Source organism: Vreelandella subglaciescola (genome assembly GCF_900142895.1).
Lineage (GTDB): Bacteria > Pseudomonadota > Gammaproteobacteria > Pseudomonadales > Halomonadaceae > Vreelandella > Vreelandella subglaciescola.
Genome location: NZ_LT670847.1, coordinates 1,801,609 through 1,819,117, shown reverse-complemented (window position 1 = coordinate 1,819,117; position 17,509 = coordinate 1,801,609). Strand labels below are relative to the sequence as shown.

At 58.2% G+C, this 17,509-nt stretch carries 18 protein-coding genes, 1 tRNA gene and 1 pseudogene; 16 read left to right on the top strand and 4 right to left on the bottom strand.

What is annotated here, in order from left to right:
* Window positions 1-66: 66 nt before the first annotated feature.
* Window positions 67-795 (bottom strand): class II aldolase/adducin family protein, encoded by a 729-nt coding sequence (locus tag B5495_RS08520; protein ID WP_079552954.1) that lies wholly within the window; start codon window positions 793-795, stop codon window positions 67-69.
* A gap of 171 nt (window positions 796-966) precedes the next feature.
* Between B5495_RS08520 and B5495_RS08515 the strand changes: the two genes are divergently transcribed.
* The 6 genes from B5495_RS08515 to B5495_RS08490 all read left to right on the top strand — a co-directional run bounded on the left by B5495_RS08515 (window position 967) and on the right by B5495_RS08490 (window position 7,917).
* Complete coding sequence (locus B5495_RS08515) at window positions 967-1,599, top strand: glutathione S-transferase N-terminal domain-containing protein (protein ID WP_079552952.1); 633 nt, start codon at window positions 967-969, stop codon at window positions 1,597-1,599.
* A gap of 86 nt (window positions 1,600-1,685) precedes the next feature.
* Window positions 1,686-1,762, top strand: a tRNA-Arg gene (locus B5495_RS08510).
* A gap of 57 nt (window positions 1,763-1,819) precedes the next feature.
* On the top strand, window positions 1,820-2,692 hold the full coding sequence (locus tag B5495_RS08505) for an Rpn family recombination-promoting nuclease/putative transposase (RefSeq protein ID WP_154045249.1): 873 nt from the start codon (window positions 1,820-1,822) through the stop codon (window positions 2,690-2,692).
* A 345-nt stretch (window positions 2,693-3,037) separates the two neighbouring features.
* Entirely contained in the window at window positions 3,038-4,237 is a 1,200-nt protein-coding gene (locus B5495_RS08500; protein WP_079552950.1) for a FliC/FljB family flagellin, read from the top strand.
* Between the two features lie 503 nt (window positions 4,238-4,740).
* Window positions 4,741-7,143, top strand: coding sequence for a tetratricopeptide repeat protein (locus B5495_RS08495; RefSeq protein ID WP_079552948.1), 2,403 nt, complete (start codon window positions 4,741-4,743; stop codon window positions 7,141-7,143).
* Window positions 7,144-7,413: 270 nt separating this feature from the next.
* The gene (locus tag B5495_RS08490) at window positions 7,414-7,917 is read left to right on the top strand and encodes a hypothetical protein (protein ID WP_079552946.1); all 504 of its coding nucleotides are present in this window, start codon (window positions 7,414-7,416) and stop codon (window positions 7,915-7,917) included.
* 231 nt (window positions 7,918-8,148) lie between these two features.
* Here B5495_RS08490 and B5495_RS08485 read toward each other — a convergent pair whose 3' ends face one another.
* The gene (locus B5495_RS08485) at window positions 8,149-11,142 is read right to left on the bottom strand and encodes a pyridoxal phosphate-dependent decarboxylase family protein (RefSeq protein ID WP_079552944.1); all 2,994 of its coding nucleotides are present in this window, start codon (window positions 11,140-11,142) and stop codon (window positions 8,149-8,151) included.
* Between the two features lie 134 nt (window positions 11,143-11,276).
* Here B5495_RS08485 and B5495_RS14655 point away from each other — a divergent pair, with 134 nt between their 5' ends.
* From B5495_RS14655 to B5495_RS08475, 3 genes are read left to right on the top strand one after another with little or no spacing between them, the layout of a single operon-like run.
* Window positions 11,277-11,447, top strand: coding sequence for a hypothetical protein (locus B5495_RS14655; protein ID WP_154045248.1), 171 nt, complete (start codon window positions 11,277-11,279; stop codon window positions 11,445-11,447).
* Window positions 11,448-11,495: 48 nt separating this feature from the next.
* Window positions 11,496-11,780 (top strand): type II toxin-antitoxin system RelE/ParE family toxin, encoded by a 285-nt coding sequence (locus B5495_RS08480; protein WP_079552942.1) that lies wholly within the window; start codon window positions 11,496-11,498, stop codon window positions 11,778-11,780.
* Window positions 11,781-11,795: 15 nt separating this feature from the next.
* Window positions 11,796-12,059 carry a HigA family addiction module antitoxin gene (locus B5495_RS08475; protein WP_079552940.1) on the top strand — a complete coding sequence of 88 codons (264 nt, stop codon included), beginning with the start codon at window positions 11,796-11,798 and terminating at the stop codon, window positions 12,057-12,059.
* On the opposite strand, the gene B5495_RS14650 is transcribed toward B5495_RS08475, so the two are convergent.
* Entirely contained in the window at window positions 12,017-12,457 is a 441-nt protein-coding gene (locus B5495_RS14650; RefSeq protein ID WP_154045247.1) for an HNH endonuclease family protein, read from the bottom strand. The two genes, B5495_RS08475 and B5495_RS14650, sit on opposite strands and share 43 nt — an antisense overlap.
* A gap of 118 nt (window positions 12,458-12,575) precedes the next feature.
* Between B5495_RS14650 and B5495_RS14965 the strand changes: the two are divergent.
* The 7 genes and pseudogenes from B5495_RS14965 to B5495_RS08450 all read left to right on the top strand — a co-directional run.
* Window positions 12,576-12,704, top strand: a pseudogene (locus B5495_RS14965) (JAB domain-containing protein); the annotation flags it as partial.
* A gap of 67 nt (window positions 12,705-12,771) precedes the next feature.
* Window positions 12,772-13,386, top strand: a complete 615-nt coding sequence (locus tag B5495_RS08465) for a DUF6036 family nucleotidyltransferase (protein ID WP_079552936.1) — start codon at window positions 12,772-12,774, stop codon at window positions 13,384-13,386.
* A gap of 65 nt (window positions 13,387-13,451) precedes the next feature.
* Window positions 13,452-13,817 carry a hypothetical protein gene (locus tag B5495_RS14645; protein ID WP_154045246.1) on the top strand — a complete coding sequence of 122 codons (366 nt, stop codon included), beginning with the start codon at window positions 13,452-13,454 and terminating at the stop codon, window positions 13,815-13,817.
* Between the two features lie 66 nt (window positions 13,818-13,883).
* Window positions 13,884-15,023, top strand: coding sequence for a cell division protein ZapE (gene zapE / locus B5495_RS08460; RefSeq protein WP_197685613.1), 1,140 nt, complete (start codon window positions 13,884-13,886; stop codon window positions 15,021-15,023).
* Between the two features lie 173 nt (window positions 15,024-15,196).
* A complete protein-coding gene (locus B5495_RS08455) occupies window positions 15,197-15,427 on the top strand; it encodes a hypothetical protein (protein ID WP_079552935.1) in 231 nt (76 codons plus the stop codon).
* Window positions 15,428-15,697: 270 nt separating this feature from the next.
* Window positions 15,698-15,868, top strand: a complete 171-nt coding sequence (locus tag B5495_RS14640; protein WP_154045245.1) for a hypothetical protein — start codon at window positions 15,698-15,700, stop codon at window positions 15,866-15,868.
* A 26-nt stretch (window positions 15,869-15,894) separates the two neighbouring features.
* Entirely contained in the window at window positions 15,895-17,019 is a 1,125-nt protein-coding gene (locus B5495_RS08450) for an RNA-guided endonuclease InsQ/TnpB family protein (RefSeq protein WP_079552933.1), read from the top strand.
* 159 nt (window positions 17,020-17,178) lie between these two features.
* Here B5495_RS08450 and B5495_RS08445 read toward each other — a convergent pair whose 3' ends face one another.
* Window positions 17,179-17,427 carry a transposase gene (locus B5495_RS08445; RefSeq protein ID WP_079552931.1) on the bottom strand — a complete coding sequence of 83 codons (249 nt, stop codon included), beginning with the start codon at window positions 17,425-17,427 and terminating at the stop codon, window positions 17,179-17,181.
* Window positions 17,428-17,509: the final 82 nt, after the last annotated feature.

The window sequence follows — 17,509 nt, the reverse complement described above, 5'->3', positions numbered from 1 at the left end:
AATCTATCTAATTGTTGGTCTGTCGGTGCGTTCTGCGCTCAGTCACAGAACGTTCGTCACGGCTTGTCAGTCACGATAGTCGCTATGCTCGGCTTGCAGCATCGCGTGGATCTCTGACCAGTGATTGTCTTCCAGGCCGGGATAGTTTTCCCACTGATCGCGGGTGCGCCGCGCGGTTGCCTCATCGACGTACTTCAAGGGCAGGCCGGTCGACATGGCGAGCACCTGGCTTTCGCAGGTTTTTTCCAGAAAGTAGAGCCGGTCAAAGGCCTCCGAGACCGTATTACCCACAACGGTGACCCCGTGATTGCCCATCAGCAGTACCGGCTTGTCTTGCAGCAGGGCGCAGATGCGGTCGGTTTCGTCGTCGTCCATGGCCATGCCGCCAAACTCGTTATCGTAGGCAATGCGCTCGTAAAACTTGAGGGCATTCTGGCTGATCGGCTCGACCCGGCCATTTTCCACGCAGGTCAACGCGGTGGCGTAGGGCATGTGGGTGTGAAGCACGCAGCGCGCGTTGGGTACCGAGCGGTGAATGGCACCGTGCAGGCCCAGCGCCGTAGGGTCGACCACACCCTGGCCGCCAACCACTTCGTTGTTAGCGTCAACCACGAGCAGATCACTGGCGCGCACCCGCGAAAAATGCTGGCCGGCGGGCTGCACGAGAAACCTTGAACCCTGGTCGTCCAGCGCCAGGCTGAAATGGTTCGATACGGCTTCGTGAAGCCCCAGCCGCGCCGTCCAGCGGAAAGCGGCGGCAAGATCCTCACGATCGCGCTGTTCTGTTGACGTCATAAAAACCTCGGTTGTTAGCTATAGTCCTTTTCACTAAAAAAGGAAAAGGCTATATGGATATATCGCTTTATCTTATGCGTTGGTATTGTTTCATATTGCGCTATTCGGTTGTAGCGTCGGTTTGTTTGCGCCGATTCAGCCTGCAATCGCCCCGCCCGGGAGGCCATCATCATGGAACTCTTTCTCAACGCGACCTCACCCTACGCACGGCTGGTGCGCATTGTGGTATTGGAGAAAACAGTGTTGGAGAAAGCAGCACTGGAGAAAGGTCTGGCTGAGGCCGTCACGCTGCGCTGGTGCGACCCCTGGGCTGACGATGCCGCATTGCTTGCGGCCAACCCCGCAGGGCGTATTCCCGCACTGATGACCGATGACGGCACCACGCTGAGCGAATCCCTGCTCATTGCCGTCTACCTGGATGGCCTTGGCCGCCGCGAGCCCCTCATTCCGCCGGCTTATCTGGCGCGAACGCTACACTTCGCCGGGCTTGGCCAAGCGCTGATGGACGCCGCCTTCACCACGGTGATCAGCCGCAAACATCAGGGCAACGAGTCTGACGACAGCGTGCTGGGGCAGCGGCGCCAGCGGGCCATTCAACGAACGCTGGCGCGGTTGGCGCACGAGCTTGATGCCTCTCAGGCATCATCGAGCATCACCCTTGGAGACATTGTAGTCGCGGTAGCGCTCGATTACCTGACGTTCCGCCTGCCCGAGGTAAGCTGGGCAGAGCAGCACCCCCGGCTAGCGCAATGGCACCACCGCGTCAGCGCAAGGCAGAGCTTTGTGCAGACGGCGTTTCAGTAACGCTGAAGGTGACCCACGTCGTTTTTCGGTTCGCCCGCCACCGCTAGACACACGGCGCCGAGGCGGTTAGGATACGCAACCACCAAGCGCCTATAGCTCAGCTGGATAGAGTATCGGCCTCCGAAGCCGAGGGTCGCAGGTTCGAATCCTGCTGGGCGCACCAGATTTAAAAACGGTTTTAAAGACATTTTTTCAAAACAGTTTTCAAGGGCCTACGTTAATGCGTAGGCCCTTTTTTTGTGTCTTTGAAAGCTCTCGTGTCGTCACGAGGAGCCTGTACCCGCTGTTCGAGGAAAAGTTTGAAGACGTGGTGTGGTCGGTGGAGGCTACCTGGCAGGGCACCACCCAGCGGGTGTATCTGTACATCCTGCTGGAGTTTCAATCGACGGTGGATCAGCGCATGCCACTGCGAATGATGCACTACGTGGCCTGTTTCTACGATCACCTGCTCAAAACCCGCGTGACCACGCCCCATCAAGGCCTGCCGCCCGTGTTTCCCATCGTGCTTTATAATGGAACGCAACGCTGGTCGGCGGAACAAGATATTTACGGCATGGTGCAGCCGGAACCGCCGCCGTTTTTACGCGCCTACCAACCTCACCTGCGCTATTATCTGGTTGATGAAGGGCGCTACACGGATGATGACCTGGCCAGGCGGCATACCCCGCTGAGCGGCGTGTTCAGTATCGAAAACGCTACCGAAGGGTACAAAGCCCTGCAACAGGCAGTGGATCGGGTAGTGGCGATCATCGAGGCAGACCCTGACAAAGCGCACGTTGACGCAATCATTACCCGCTGGCTCAAACGGCACCTGCAGCGGCTTGGGGCCGGGATCGACCTGAGCCGGTTGAATAGTGTGATGGAGGACAAAGCAATGTTGGCTGAAAATCTTGAAAACTGGGTTCAGAAAGAACGTAGGGAAGGCCACCTGGAAGGCCGCATGGAAGGTCACATGGAAGGTGTGGAAGAAAGCAAACGCAATACGGCCCGCCATCTGCTGGAGTTGGGTGTGCTGAGCGATCAGCAGATTGCCGGGGCGACAGAGTTAACGATGGCTGACATCGCCAGATTACGCATGGCAGATAAGCACTGATCCCCGCTTTTCATTACCCGCTGGCTCAAACGGCACCTGCAGCGCTCTCGCCGCTGCGTTCTCTCGCTGCGTCACCACGATGCCCTTGCACCCAGCCGTCTTTGTAGGAGGCTGGCTATACCCACACCCCGGGCACAAGCGCCGGGCGAAGCAGGCCGCAGGCCTGCCCGGCCGCGCCACCGCAACTCACCACCTTCGTACCACTTCCCTCATTACAAACAATTACAAACTTTTTTACGCCAAACCCTAAAGGTTCTCCGCGCTGGGCCGTTAACTAATACAACGGCGCACAACGTGGCCGAAAAGCCGGCCTACAGGGCCTGTGTAATCGAAAGGAGAATCACCATGTCAGTGATCAACACAAACATCACCGCGATGATCGGCCAGCAAAACCTGAACCAGTCACAAAATGACTTGACCACCTCCATGGAGCGTTTGTCCTCCGGCCTGCGCATCAACAGCGCCCAGGATGATGCCGCCGGTCAGGCCATCGCCAACCGCATGAGCGCACAGATCACCGGTCTGTCTACTGCCCAGCGTAACGCCAACGACGGTATTTCCGTCGCGCAAACCGCTGAAGGCGCGCTCAACCAGGTCAACGATAACCTGCAGCGTGTGCGTGAGCTGACCGTTCAGTCACAGAACGACACCAACTCCGCCAAGGATAAGGCTTCCATCCAGGCAGAAATCGACCAGCGTCTGACCGAGATCGACCGTATCTCCGAGCAGACCGACTTCAACGGCGTCAAGGTACTGTCTGAAGACCAGAGCCTGTCCATTCAGGTAGGAGCCAACGACGGTGAATCCATCGACGTTAAACTGGAGGAAATCACCTCGAAAACGTTGAAACTGGATAGCTTCAACGTTAACGGCCCGCAGGGTGCAGTTGCAGACGCGGCTGCGGCGGATTTTGCAGACGCTTACGGTACGTCTACAGGTGTTGCCGATAGCTCTGTCACCGACTTTGCTGACGATCTTGCAACTGAGCTGGGTGTTAGTGCTGCTGCTGTTACTGCAGATACAGGCGATGCCAAAGTTGATGAAGCCGGCAACTGGTACGCTGAGGTAAGCGTTCAAGCTCAAAGCGATGCGGAAGTACAAGCACTGAACCGCCAAGGCTTTGACTTCGCAGGAACTGGTGCTGGTGATGCGCAGACCTTCCAGGTTGCGCTGGATCCGGCTGAAGCCGATATCACTACTGCTGCTACTACCGCTGCGTTCACCGTTGAGGGTAGCGAGCTGGGAGCCAAAGACCTGCTGAGTGGTGCTACCGCTAACCCGATGGAACAGATGGATAATGCGCTGAACCAGGTAGATGAACTGCGCTCTGACCTTGGTGCGGTACAAAACCGCTTCGAGTCGGCCATCACCAACCTGAGCACCAACGAGACCAACCTCTCTGCGGCACGCTCGCGCATCGAAGATGCTGACTATGCGACAGAAGTAGCCAATATGACCAAGAACCAGATCCTCCAGCAGGCGGGTACCTCGATTCTGGCCCAGGCCAACCAGTTGCCGCAGAACGTACTCTCGCTGCTGGGCTAAGCTGAGCTCCCAAACCGCCCCTCGGGGCGGTTTTGAGAAGAGACTGATGACGGGCCCCGAGAGGGGCCCGTTTTGTGGAAGGTGTGGCTGCCATATTTTTAGTCAAACCTTCACTTAGTGTATTGCTGACTGTTAGTGAAAAATGCATTGATATATTTTTGATGAATCAATTTGAATGGGGTGCGTTATGCACGAAAAATTTTTTTATATATCAAAAAATAAGATTAATGGGAAGGGTGTAATAATAACTGCCGGTAATGTTGGGGGGAAGGTGGACTTCGTTAAATGGATAACAGATAAGTGCCAAGCTGGAATCCGACCTGCAGATGTTACTGCTCAGTATGTAGTAGTCGGCACTAAAAATTACCGCGTATTCATGGAGCCACTGGGTAACGGATGTTCAGTAATCACAGTGCTTGGACTATAGAGTTTATATGAATTTTGTATGAGTGCGCTAACTGATAGTGCCCACACATCCCCCTTGCCGCCACCCAGGAGCCTCCATGACCGAACATGCCGCGCCCGCCGTTGATCTCAACGCCGAACTTGAGGCCGTTCGCCAGCTGATAAACGCAAGCGAAAAAGCCGACTGGGAAGCGGCACTTGAGCGGCTGGATACGCTGGAGGCCGAGCACCCTGGCAGTGCCGAGGCGCAGTGCCTGCGCGGGTATGCCCACGCCAACTTGGAGCAGCCACAGCGGGCGCTGAGTGCGTTGGTGGAAGTTTCTTATCTGCGGCCCAACGACTTCAAACTGTTCTACCAGCTAGCCAAACAGCACGTCCGGCTGGGCCACGACCGCGCCGCACTGGGTGCGCTGCGTCGCTGCAATCAGCTTGCCCCAAAAAACGTCGAGATCAAGCGCCTGTTGGCTGCGTTGTGCTTTGTCACGGGAACCAACGTAGAGGCAGGCGAGTGGCGGCGTAAAGCCGTCCAGGAAAAGCCGTTCTCCGAATTTGGTGCTGACATTGATAAGACTCGGCTGCGCGTGCTGGTGTTGCAGACAGCCTATTCAACGGACTGGAGCATCAGCCGCAAAGACTTCACCATTCAGCTGGGTGAAGGGCACAACAACTTACCCGGGCTGTTGGATGACATTTACATACGGCCCGTTGTTATTTACGTGGACGAACTGGCCGGTCACCCTGAGATACTGCGCAAGCTGCCGGCTGTGGATGTTATTTACAACGGCATTACCGACGCCGAGCGCTGCGAACACGCGCTGGGTCTGGCAGATGAGCTGTGCCGCAAGCTGGGCAAACCCGTGATTAACCCGCCAGAGGCGGTGTTGGGCGCTTCCCGCGAGGGTAACTATGCGCGCTTTAAAGATCACCCGGAGATTATTCTGCCGCGCAGCGTCAAGCTGGAAGGGGTAACGGGAAACTGCCGCGATGCCATCCGCGAGGCCCTGCACACCCAAGAGCTGACGCTGCCGCTGATTGTGCGGGTAGCGGGCTACCAGAACGGCAAGTTGATGCACAAGGTAGAAGACGTGGAGACCCACGACTTCGCCAACATCGACGCGCTGCTGGCTGAAGGGCCGGAAACGCTGTACTGCATTCACTACCACGACAGCGGGCTGGACCACCCTCGCGCGCCGGGGGCGACGCTGTACCCCAAATACCGCGCCTTCTGGATCAACGGCCGGCTTTACCCTACGCACGTACGTTTTGGCCACGGCGACTGGAACGTGCACATGCCCGAGCACAAGCCCACGGTGAAGCGCTTTCCCTGGCTGATTGACGAATGGGAGCGTGATTACTTTGCCGCCCCGGCCGAAATGCTGCCCGAGGGCCAGTGGCAGGCGCTGGAAGACGCGCTGGCCGGCGTAGGTGTGGATTATCTGGGGGTCGATTTTGCCGTGCTCACCGAGCCGGAAAACGCCGGCAAACTGGTGGTGTTTGAAACCAACCCGGCCATGCGCAACTTTCTCGATCAGCTTTCGCCGGGCACCCCCGAGTACGCCGCGTCTTATCGTGCCGTGCATGCCGCCAACAGCATGTTTGCCGAGCGCGCGGGAATGGAGCCGTGGGGCTTTGAGCTGCACCCCGGCCAGCCGGCAGAAGAGGAAGAGCCGCTTGGCCCGACGTTTGACTGGCGGTTTACTGACCGGCTGATCACGGTGGATAACGCCGCCCGCCTGCCGCGCGAGGCCAACTTTCATGAGCGCATGGCAACCAACGCTTTTGCCGTAGTGGCGTTTGACCCGGCCAGCCGCGTCGCCGCCGACACAGTCGCCAACGTGGAGGAGTTTCAGCATATTCCCCACGCGCTGCTGGGCGATGGCAAACCGGCTACGCTTTACGCCACCCTGGATGAAACCCTTACCGCCCCCCTTGAGCCGCTGCCCGCCGCACAGTTGCCGGAAAGCCTGCGCGACGGTGCCAGGGTGCTCACGCGCCTGCCCGTTAATACCCTGCGGCTGGACGATATTGAAGGGCTGGCAAGTCTGGACTGGCTGATTCTTGACGAACTGAGCGATGCCCTCGCGGTGCTGGAAAACGGCGGGCGCGCGCTTGCCGATACGCTGCTGCTGCAGGTGGGCATTGCCTTTGCACCCACCCACGCGGGTCAGCCCAACCTGGCCGAAATAAGCCACTGGGCCAGCCGCCACGGCTTTGCCTTCTACCGGTTGAATGAGCCGCAGTACCGTACCCACTTTCCTGCCGGCAAGTATACCCGACGCCCCCAGGCGACCCAGCTAACAAACGCAGAGGCGCTGTTCATCCCCACGCCGGAGCGCCTCGCCGCGCTTGACGATAACCAGCGCAAACGGCTGGCGTTTGTGCTGGATACGGTATTTGGCATTCACGATCTGCCCTATCGACTATTGGCCGAGTGCAATGCGGCGCTGGCCGAGGACTACCTGCAGGCCCGGGGCTACGCCCAGGTTGAAGCAGATGCCTGACGTCGGGCCGATGCGCGCCAAAATGCGCAAGCAATGACAAGAATATCTTGTCATGATAAAGGCGGTGCCCTTATCATTATGGGCAACATACCCGCCAAGCCTATGTAGATTCCGGTCTTCACGCTCAAATCGTGCGGGTTTTTTATTGGCTATGGCTTTGCGGGCCCATGATGCCTGGCCTTCAAGAGCTGCTTGCCTACTACGACAAAGCCTTGCTTGGTGAAAAGTAGGTCCATAGCGCGCAGAAGATACGCCATAGAAGGACAGAGCATGAGAGTTGAGTTTGGCCCCAGCGAGTTTATTGACGACATCTCGTGGCCAGGCGCGCAAATCCAGCATTTTGCGCTGGCTGGTACCGATTACGGTGCACTGTTTGTCCCTCGCACGGCCTGGGATGACAGCACAGCAATTCAGGTCTCACGCGAGCTGGGTATTGGCTTGCCGCCAGACGCGTATGAAATCAAGTTTGATACCTTGGAAAGCCTGTACGACACCCACCCTGCTCATGGCTTTCGTACCCGCGCTGAATTGGGACTGCCGCCTTACACCCTGAAAGAGCTGAACCTTTTGGGAGGTGGTTTGCTGGCATCCATTGATATGTTTGATAAGCATGTCACCTGCTCGGGCTATTATGGTTGTGCCGTTGATGACAATTTACGGCTGAGCTACTATTACATGAGGCTCTACCGAAGATATGGCGCTCATTTCAAAGCTAAAGGCTTGGAGCCATACACCTCCACAGGAGGAACATGTTATGCATTCCTACGTAGATAACGCTGTAACCGCCCCCCAGCAGCGCAAGGTAGCTAAAATGCGCGAGGCTCGCCGGCGCTATATACAGGCAAAAGAGCGGGGCGACGTAAAGGTCAGCCTGACGGCAGCAGAGGCGCAAAAGCGCGCCGAGCGCTCTGTTTTTCGCCTCCGTTGACGCGAGCCGACGTCGTTACATAAAAGCCCCGGCCATCAAGGCCGGGGCTTTTGCTTGTTTGACCTGTGTTCACCTGGCTACGACTGTACCCGCAGACAAAGCGTGATTTTTTCCAGCACGGTGCGTACCTGACGCAGCTCTTCTTCCAGGTGGTTTGTATTGTGCTGGCCGTCGGCAATAATGCGCGCGCCCATGCTGATGCGCAGCGCCGAGGTGCGCTTGCCGTCGATCTTGACCGGCTGGCCGATGTGGCAGCACTGCGCGGCCAGCGTGCGTTCGTCAGCGGTCAGGCCGGGCGTGTCGCTTGCGTTGCGGTTGAGCTGTTCGTAGAGCGCTTTTACCTGCGCTTGCTCAAGGCAGTGCCCCTCAGCATCACGAATCAAAAACGCAAAAATACTGCGCCGTGAGCTTAGCTCATCGCCGTGCATGCCGGTGCGCGCCCACCAGGGGCTGGCCGGTTGAAACAACGCCTCAACGTGGGGATGGGCGTCAATCAGCGCCATGACCTCGCGGCCAAAGTGTTCCAGCGCATTGATGCGCGTGGCTTTGGGTACCTGATAGTAACGCTTGATCTCGGCGAGTGCGGCGTACCAGCGCAGATACATGCCGATGGTCAGCGGCGCGGGGGCGCCGGGTAGCTGCGCCTGCCATGCGCCGGTATCGGCCTGGGGCAGGTAGTCGGTAAGGCCGCTGGGTAGCGGCCGCTCGCTTTGTTGTAACCGGCGTGCCAACGCCTCGGGGAAGACAGCAGCGCCGCTGAACGGCGGGCCGGTAAAGAACTTGGAGCCAGTCAGCAGCAGAATATCGCCCTTCGCCACGTGGTCACGCAGGTCGTCGGCGTCCAGACGTAGTTGGCAGGCGTCGATAATCACCTGTAAGCGCTCGCCGTAGCGGTGGCGAAGCTGCTCCAGCCGCGCCGGGCTGGGTGCCCAGCAGCCAAATTTGGACTGATCCATCGCGTGCAGCATCACGCGCTCGCCTTGCTCTATGGCTTCATGCACGCGGGCTTCAATGGCGTCGTCCAACTCCTCAAGGCTGCGCAAACGCCCGCTGGCGTCGCGGAACGCGATGCCGGCAAATTCAATCGGTGCCATGCCGGCCAGTCGCTCGCCTTTGGTCACACGGTGGCCCAGGCAGGTGGTGTCGTCAAAGTGGCAGCCGGTGACCGAAAACGGCGTGCCGCTGCCGGTTTCATCCGCGCCGCAAACGATGCTGATCCAACGCCCCGGCTGCGCGGTGGTGAGCGCGGCCACGGTGTGCAGCTGGGCATCGGTGCCGGAAGGCGAAAGGTGAACATCCGGCGCGAGATCGGCTAGCCCCAGAACCGCGGCCAACTCTTGCTCCAGCGTTCGGCAGTGGGTGGCCAACGGGGCGAGTGAATCAGCCTGTATGCAGTCGTGAAGCAGGCGCTGGCGATAGGCATCGGTGGCTTGATAAGCCGTGGTCGAGATCGACGTGGCGGTCGACGAGGCAAAGGTGAAGGCCGCCTCGCGCGGGGAGGGCGAGCAGCCGTAGCGATTCAGGCCGGTGTCCGGGTTGACGATCAGCCGGGCATCGCCGCCCTGCATCAAATGCCAGTGCGCGGGGTTAAGCAGCGCGGCAAAGCGGGAATTGATGCGCTTGCCTAGCGTTTCGATATCGTCGATCAGCTTTTCCATATGGGGCATCTCGGTGCGGTGGTTGACGATGGCAACGCGGATGGCCAGCTGGCCGTCAAGCGTAGTGGTAGAGGGCGCGGCCAGCCCCTGTATTTGCAGCTGGGTGACAATGGCGCGGTTGAGCGCGGCCAAATAGGCGCTTTGCTCGCCTTCAGTGCCGTGTAAGTCAGGCGGTACATGGCGCAGGCAGACGATGTTCATCGGCACCGGCGCCAGCCGCTCCAGGGTGGGAGATGCATCCACGTGCTCGGCGGTAACGCGCGCTAAACGGCAATGTTTACGCACCACGGCAGCCAGCCGTTCACTGCCCAGCCCCTGCAAGGTAAACCACACCTTGAGCGCGAGAAACCCGCGCGACAGCTCGGGGCCAAAATCGCAGAACCAAGGCGCACCGGCGGCCAGACCCTGGGCATCGGTGGTCAGGTATTCCTTGCGCTCGGAAAACGTGGCTTGATGCGCCGCGCCGTCTTTTACCAGCAAGCCGCCCACGGCGTAGGGCACCTGAAACCACTTGTGGAAATCAAACGCCAGCGAGTCCGCCTGGCCTACGCCGGCAAAGGCGTCGCGGTATTCGTCCAGTAGCGCAGCGGCACCGCCAAAGGCGGCATCCACATGCAGCCACAAGGTTTCGCGCTGGCATAGCGCCTGCACGGTAGCGATATCATCGATGGCGCCGGTGTTGACTGTGCCCACTGTAGCAATCACGCAGAAGGGCTGGACACCAGCGGCGCGGTCGGCCGCAATGGCCTGTTCCAGCGCGCGTGTATTCAGCGTGAAGTCATCGTTCACCGGTACAGCGCGCAGCGCCTCGCTGCCCAGCCCCAGCAGCTGAAAGGCCTTGAGAATCGAGTTATGGCTCTGCGCCGAGCAGTAGCCCACCAGCGGCGCGCTGCGCCCCTGAAGCCCTTGGGTTTTCATCTCCGGCCCGGCGGCGGCCTGACGCGCGACGGAAAGTGCGATCACCGTTGCCATCGAGGTGCCGCTGGTCAAAAGGCCGGTACTGCTGGCCGTATAGCCAAACAGCTCGCGGCTCCACTGCAGCACCTGATGCTCAACGTGATGGGCAATGTGGTCGCGCCCGCCCAGATTATTATTCAGCAGCGCGGCGCATAGCTCGCCCAAGGCACCGTAAAGGTTGCCGCCGCCGTGCACCCAGCCAAAAAAGCTCGGGTGCGTGTTGCCGTTGCTGTAAGGCAGCAGGTCGTCACGAAAGCGCACCAGCAGGCTTTCTAGCGACTTAGGCTCGCGCGGCAGCGGGGCACGAAAGTTCGCCTTCACGGATTCCGGCGCCGGCTGCCACACGGGCTGGTCGTCCAATGACTGTAAGTGGTCAAAACCAGCGCGCAACGCCTGGCGGAAAGCACTATCCAGCGCGTCCCAATCATCAGGATCAAGCGAAACAGCAGGCGTCATAGGATTGCCTCCTTGGCAGGCGGATAGGCGATAGCAGGCTGGAAAAAGGTCATCAAGGATCATTCACCCGGATAGTGGCAGGAAAGCGGGTAGCCAGCCTAACGGGTTTTGGGAGCCTGTTGTATGGTTGCCCCATGACACCCGTCAAACACCAGCAGATTATCAACGGGCTTCGGGCCGTCACCACCGATACCCAGCGCACCCTGACCCGCTTTGAAGCCACCGGCATGGACGAAGAAATGCCGGCGGACTATGAAAATTGGGTCTCGCCGGGGCGCATGCCTGGCGTTTTTGCGCTACCTTAGCGTTGTGCGCTATAATGTGGAGGTGGCGCAGATAATAAAGGGGCGCGAGTGCTCAACTCATTCAAATGCCGTGAAACCGAAAAAATCGCGCACAGCAACGTCTCACGAAAGTTTTCGCAAGATATGCAGCGCGTGGCGCTGCGCAAGCTACGTCAGCTTGAGGCAGCGGGTACGCTGGACGATCTGCGCATACCGCCGGGCAATCGGCTAGAGCCGCTGAAAGGCGGCCGCGAAGGACAGCACAGCATCCGCATCAATAATCAATGGCGACTGTGTTTTCGTTTCGAGAACGGGGATGCCTACGACGTTGAAATCGTCGATTATCACCGCTGATAGGAGGATGGCACCATGAACAGGCTACCGAACATTCACCCAGGCGAGGTACTACTCCATGACTTCATGGAGCCGATGGGGCTGAGCCAGTCCGCGCTGGCACGAAAAACCGGCGTCCACGTTACGCGGATCGGACAAATCAGCCTTGGACGAAGGAGCATCACGGGCGATACAGACCTACGTCTTTCCCGGTACTTCGGCACATCCGAGGGGTACTGGCTGCGTCTACAAAATGCCTATGACCTCGAAGAAGCCCGGCGAAATCTTGGTGTCGCCTGACAAAAGTAGTCGCCTTCCACGAAGCCCTGAAAGTCAGTCGCCCTTTTATGACGATTTCCCGTATCGTCCAGTTTTAGCTGCGCGATGGTGTCATCTACTTGCTGATGAAGCGTCGGATCCAACCCCGGTGCAGGGTCAATCGCTCCACTGACCAGTTCGAGCCGAAACCAGCCGTCTTGTACCTGAAAGGGATCCAACACCTTGTTGAACGACCCTTTACGGCTGTTCATCACCGAGCATGCCAAGCGGTAGTTATCCCACTCGTAGGTCAAGTCAGGTCGTGGTGATTTGGCGATGAAATGATCGACCGTTGCACCGCCGGTCACCCGCTCAATATGCACACAGAGATAGGCGCACGCGGTGGTCAAAGCTTGCAGGTTCAGGCTGCTGGGGCACATGGATCATTCCAGCCACCCTTTCTTTTCGGCCACAAACCGCCAACGCATCCAAAAAGGGTCGGTGTCGCTGAGCACGGTACGCAGCCGCTTATCGATTTCCTGCGCTTCTGTCTTACCTTTGACCTTTGACGAATTATTCCGGGGCACCATCGACGCCGCCAGCGCCTACCACAATGCCGCCGCTGTGATACTGGTTCACAACCACCCCAGCGGCCAACCCGTGCCCAGCGATGCCGATAGGCGCATGGTATGGCCCCAGCACGGCTTGGCTGGTGGCGTGTGCTATAATGCCGTCAATCAAGACAGGGGCCCACATGCCAATAGAACTTGGAGTTTATCCCACAATTCAGCCTGATACGGCCTTGGGCCAAGCTCTTGTGGCGTTTTTTGATGTACTGGAGCCTATATTCGCTGATGGTGAAAATGGTGTCTTTCAGGTCATCGTGTTTGGCGGTTGCGCTGTCCATGTTCATACGCAGGCTCGGGGGAGTGCTGATGTTGATGCAGAAGTGGCATCACACGGGTATGCCGATAAAAAAGAGGTGATTGGCTTGCTTGATGACGATGCCTACCTGTTTGCGGATGAAGCAGGAGTATCACAGATACTTGAGCTAGACCCCGGCTTCAATACGACGCTTGGACCACTGCATGAAGACTATGAGGATCGCGTGATTCGGCTGGTGACGCAGAGCGGTGTGGATAATGTCGAAGTCTACATAGCGGGCGCGATGGATGTAGCGATTTCAAAGCTTGGTCGATTCGGGGAGCGTGACCAGAGTGATATTCAAGCGCTATTGCGGTTGCCTAACGTTGAGGTCGAGGAGTTTGAGCGTTTGGCGCGGGAAGCGATTGATTACTACGTTGGCAGCCACTTGCCCATTAAGGGTAATTTGAACGTGGTGCTGGACGACTACCACAACGGAGGTTAGATATGGTGGCTGTTTCTTCCAATAGTTGGCTGTACCGTGCAGGAAAGCAGCCTCTTGATCGGTCAGTGAGTGATGTAAAACAGTTGGCGGAAGCCGTATGGTACCGTGGCTATTGCCCCACATTGGAAGAATTGGAAGGCCTGCGGCGCACGGCAGATCGCCAGCAGTTTCAACGCATGCTTTGCGTGTTGGAACTGCTGAGTCAGTATCCCGTGTGCCAGAGCAAGACGGCACGCCACCTGCAAATGCTGACCGAACAGTTTCACGCACAGCTGTTTGGGGCTGTCACCAGGCCAACACACGGGCGCTACTCACCAAGTCGTCGTTGGGGGCTGGATGAGACATCAGGCCCGTTGCGTAAGGCGTTACTACCGTTACAGACACGCACCTACGCAGATGCCACCGGGCGTACTCATGGGCTGAGCGCATAGTTTAGTGTCACGCAACCTGAATTATTTAACAGGCGGGTTATAAATCATGCGGGATTCGACAGCTATATGCGGCCTCCCAGCTCAACGATAACGGCGCCTTCTCCTTACTCAGCCTATCAGCAGGCGCTGGCCTCCGGCTTTAAAGACGACCCGGCTCAACATGCGGCAGCCCTGTGCTTGCAGCGCTGCTATGAACAGCTGCAGGCGGGCCAGTCGGATATTCAGGGGGTATATCTCTGGGGGCCTGTGGGGCGGGGTAAAACCTGGCTGATGGATCGCTTCCACCAGGCGTTAACCGTGCCGGCTCGCAGGCAGCATTTTCACCACTTTATGCGCTGGGTACACCGGCGCCTGTTTCAGCTAACCGGGCAGGAAGGCCCGCTGGGTTTGCTTGCGCAGGAGTTGGCGTCTGAGGCGCGTGTGCTGTGTCTGGACGAACTTTTTGTCAGCGATATCGGCGATGCGGTGCTGTTAGGTGGCTTGTTTCAGCAGTTGCTGGCTCAGGGTCTGGTGCTGGTGAGTACGTCTAATCAGCCGCCTGATGAATTGTACAAAGACGGCTTCAATCGTGACCGTCTGCTGCCGGCTATTGCGGCCATCAAACAGCACATGCAGGTGGTGAGCGTTGATGGTGGCGAGGATCACCGGCTGCACCCCGGGGAGCGCCAGCAACGTTATTGGGTTAATCAGCCGCAAGCGCTGGAAAACGCCTTTGCCGAACGACTCAGCGAGGGCGAGCAACCTCACAGTGACCCCTTGCTGCTGGGGCACCGTCAGATCCCGATCGTGCAGCGCAGCCAGCATGCGCTGTGGTGCCATTACGACGACCTATGCGAGCAAAAATTGGCAGCACAGGATTTTATTGAGCTGTGTGATCGCTTTTCCGATGTTTTCTTGAGTGAGGTGCCCCGGCTGACCGGTAGTAGCCAGCAAGCGGCTATCGCCCGTGGTACCGAGGATGGTGTGATGCAGGTGGAGGCTGGGGATCGTCAGTTGCCGGCACTATCGCATCAGGACGATGGTGTGCGCCGATTCATTGCGCTGGTTGATGAGTGTTACGACCGCGGCGTGCCGCTTTACCTGGATGCAGCCGTGCCGTTAAACGAGCTCTACCGCAACGGCGCGCTAGCCTTTCCCTTCCGCCGCACGTTGAGCCGTTTGCAGGAAATGCAGCTACAGCGTTTTGGCCAGCCAGTGTCAAAGTAGCGGGTTGCCTGAATGCCTAATCTGACGGCATAGATGCGCAAATGCCGGCGGACTACGAAAAACTGCTTGCCGTGCTGGGTGAGGCGATAACCCGGCAGCGTGGGCATACCCAAGCGATGTTGGGGCAGGAGTAATCGGTAAGGGAGCGGCCTGGCCTCTGCGTCATCGCGAGCTTGCCGACGCGATCTCGGGGTTCTCGCCACCGGCACCGCAAGGAGACCGCCACGGCGTTAAAACGCCTCGCCGCGCTTGACGATAACCAGCGCAAACGGCTGGCGTTTGCGCTGGATACGGTATTTGGCATTCACGATCTGCCCTATCGACTATTGGCCGAGTGCAATGCGGCGCTGGCCGAGGACTACCTGCAGGCCCGGGGCTACGCCCAGGTTGAAGCAGATGCCTGACGTCGGGCCGATGCGCGCCAAAATGCGCAAGCAATGACAAGAATATCTTGTCATGATAAAGGCGGTGCCCTTATCATTATGGGCAACATACCCGCCAAGCCTATGTAGATTCCGGTCTTCACGCTCAAATCGTGCGGGTTTTTTATTGGCTATTGCTTTGCGGGCCCATGATGCCTGGCCTTCAAGAGCTGCTTGCCTACTACGACAAAGCCTTGCTTGGTGAAAAGTAGGTCCATAGCGCGCAGAAGATACGCCATAGAAGGACAGAGCATGAGAGTTGAGTTTGGCCCCAGGGAGTTTATTGACGACATCTCGTTGCCAGGCGCGCAAATCCAGCATTTTGCGCTGGCTGGTACCGATTACCAAATCGCCCGTAAAGCATCGCCCAATGCGGGCGGTGATATAAGGGCGCACCGCATTGCGGTGCTTGTCTTGATATGACCATCCATACCTGATAAATATACAGCATGAAAAAGCGCGCCTACAAAGAACGATTTTATCCCACGCCCGAGCAGGCGTTGCTGCTTGCACAGTCGTTCGGGTGCGCGCGGTTTGTCTGGAATAATACCCTGAATTATCGCACCGAGGCTTATCAGCAGCGGGACGAATCCGTATCGCATTCGGTAGCGGAAAAACGGCTGGTGGCGCTCAAGGCGGACTATCCGTGGTTGAAGGACGTTTCCAGCGTGATCCTGCAACAAACGCTGCGCGATCAAAAAGCCGCGTTCGATAATTTCTTCAACCCCAAGCTCAAGGCACGCTATCCGCGCTTTAAGTGCAAGGATGGCCGCCAGTCGATCCGGTTGACGAAAGCAGCCTTTCGTTATCGGGACGGCGAGATCACCATTGCCAAGACAAAGGTGCCGCTGCCGATTCGCTGGAGCCGCCCGTTAGCCAGCGCGCCTTCCAGCATCACCCTTTCACGAGATCGCGCCGGTCGCTATTTCATCAGTTGCCTGTGCGAGTTCACGCCCAAGACACTACCGATCACACCCAACACCGTGGGTATTGATCTGGGGCTGACCGATCTGTTCATCACCCACGACGGCCAGAAGTCCGGCAATCCTCGTCACCTAAAACGCTATGAAGCGAAGCTGGCGTACCTACAACGCCGCCTGGCCAAGAAGACAAAGGGCTCGAATAACCGCCACAAGCTGCGCCAAAAAGTGGCGCGGCTCCATGCCCGTATTGCCGACTGCCGCCGCGATGCCATCCATAAAGCGACTCGAACGCTCATTAACGAAAACCAAGTTATTTGCGTTGAGACGCTGAACATCACCGGCATGATAAAAAATAGGGCGCTGGCCAAGGCCATCAGCGATGCGGGCTGGGGCGAGTTTGTGCGCCAGCTCACCTACAAAGCCGAATGGGCAGGCCGGCAACTGGTGCAAGTGAGCCAGTGGCTGCCGAGCAGCAAGATGTGCCACGGCTGCGGGCACAAGGTTAAAAAGCTACCGCTATCGCAGCGCCACTGGCACTGCGAGGGCTGTGGCCAGGCCATCGACCGCGACATTAACGCAGCCAACAATATCCGAACCGCCGGGCTGGCGGGGTTAGCCTGTGGAGCGACTGGATCGGGGGCAGCGGCGTAGCCACTGTCTAGTGAAGGCGTGTTGAAGCAGGAAGGTTCTCGGGGCAACCCAAGAACCCTCGCCCAAAGCGCTTAGCGCGGCGGGCGGGGAGTGTCAGTGACGAGCCTTGTGTCCGTTGACGGCGACAGCGCTCAGCCAATTTGACTCCTGAACCCTGAGCTATGTCAGCAGCCCTTGGCGCATGGCTTCCCGGTACACAAAGGGCGAGCGTTTGCGTAGGAATTCCGCTGTGTAGTCGCCTTCCACGAAGCCCTGAAAGTCAGTCGCCCTTTTATGACGATTTCCCGTATCGTCCAGTTTTAGCTGCGCGATGGTGTCATCTACTTGCTGATGAAGCGTCGGATCCAGCACCAGGCTGGCAGCTTCCTGCTTGAATTCCGTGGAAAAGGAACGTCGTTTTCTGGTCATCAGACACCTCGTTCGGGGTGGCGATCTTACCACCCATGTGAGTGCCCGGTTTCATTGAACCACTACACTTGTGCCCGGGGTA

What these genes read in the sequence shown, in the direction of transcription:
- B5495_RS08500 (WP_079552950.1), top strand. Translation starts at nt 3,038, where the DNA reads ATGTCAGTGATCAACACAAACATCACCGCGATGATCGGCCAGCAAAAC.
- B5495_RS08445 (WP_079552931.1), bottom strand. Translation starts at nt 17,427, where the DNA reads ATGACCAGAAAACGACGTTCCTTTTCCACGGAATTCAAGCAGGAAGCT.
- B5495_RS08520 (WP_079552954.1), bottom strand. Translation starts at nt 795, where the DNA reads ATGACGTCAACAGAACAGCGCGATCGTGAGGATCTTGCCGCCGCTTTC.
- B5495_RS08450 (WP_079552933.1), top strand. Translation starts at nt 15,895, where the DNA reads ATGAAAAAGCGCGCCTACAAAGAACGATTTTATCCCACGCCCGAGCAG.
- B5495_RS14655 (WP_154045248.1), top strand. Translation starts at nt 11,277, where the DNA reads ATGACACCCGTCAAACACCAGCAGATTATCAACGGGCTTCGGGCCGTC.
- zapE (WP_197685613.1), top strand. Translation starts at nt 13,884, where the DNA reads ATGCGGCCTCCCAGCTCAACGATAACGGCGCCTTCTCCTTACTCAGCC.
- B5495_RS08490 (WP_079552946.1), top strand. Translation starts at nt 7,414, where the DNA reads ATGAGAGTTGAGTTTGGCCCCAGCGAGTTTATTGACGACATCTCGTGG.
- B5495_RS08495 (WP_079552948.1), top strand. Translation starts at nt 4,741, where the DNA reads ATGACCGAACATGCCGCGCCCGCCGTTGATCTCAACGCCGAACTTGAG.
- B5495_RS08475 (WP_079552940.1), top strand. Translation starts at nt 11,796, where the DNA reads ATGAACAGGCTACCGAACATTCACCCAGGCGAGGTACTACTCCATGAC.
- B5495_RS08505 (WP_154045249.1), top strand. Translation starts at nt 1,820, where the DNA reads ATGCGTAGGCCCTTTTTTTGTGTCTTTGAAAGCTCTCGTGTCGTCACG.
- B5495_RS08515 (WP_079552952.1), top strand. Translation starts at nt 967, where the DNA reads ATGGAACTCTTTCTCAACGCGACCTCACCCTACGCACGGCTGGTGCGC.
- B5495_RS08485 (WP_079552944.1), bottom strand. Translation starts at nt 11,142, where the DNA reads ATGACGCCTGCTGTTTCGCTTGATCCTGATGATTGGGACGCGCTGGAT.
- B5495_RS08465 (WP_079552936.1), top strand. Translation starts at nt 12,772, where the DNA reads ATGCCAATAGAACTTGGAGTTTATCCCACAATTCAGCCTGATACGGCC.
- B5495_RS14640 (WP_154045245.1), top strand. Translation starts at nt 15,698, where the DNA reads ATGAGAGTTGAGTTTGGCCCCAGGGAGTTTATTGACGACATCTCGTTG.
- B5495_RS14650 (WP_154045247.1), bottom strand. Translation starts at nt 12,457, where the DNA reads ATGTGCCCCAGCAGCCTGAACCTGCAAGCTTTGACCACCGCGTGCGCC.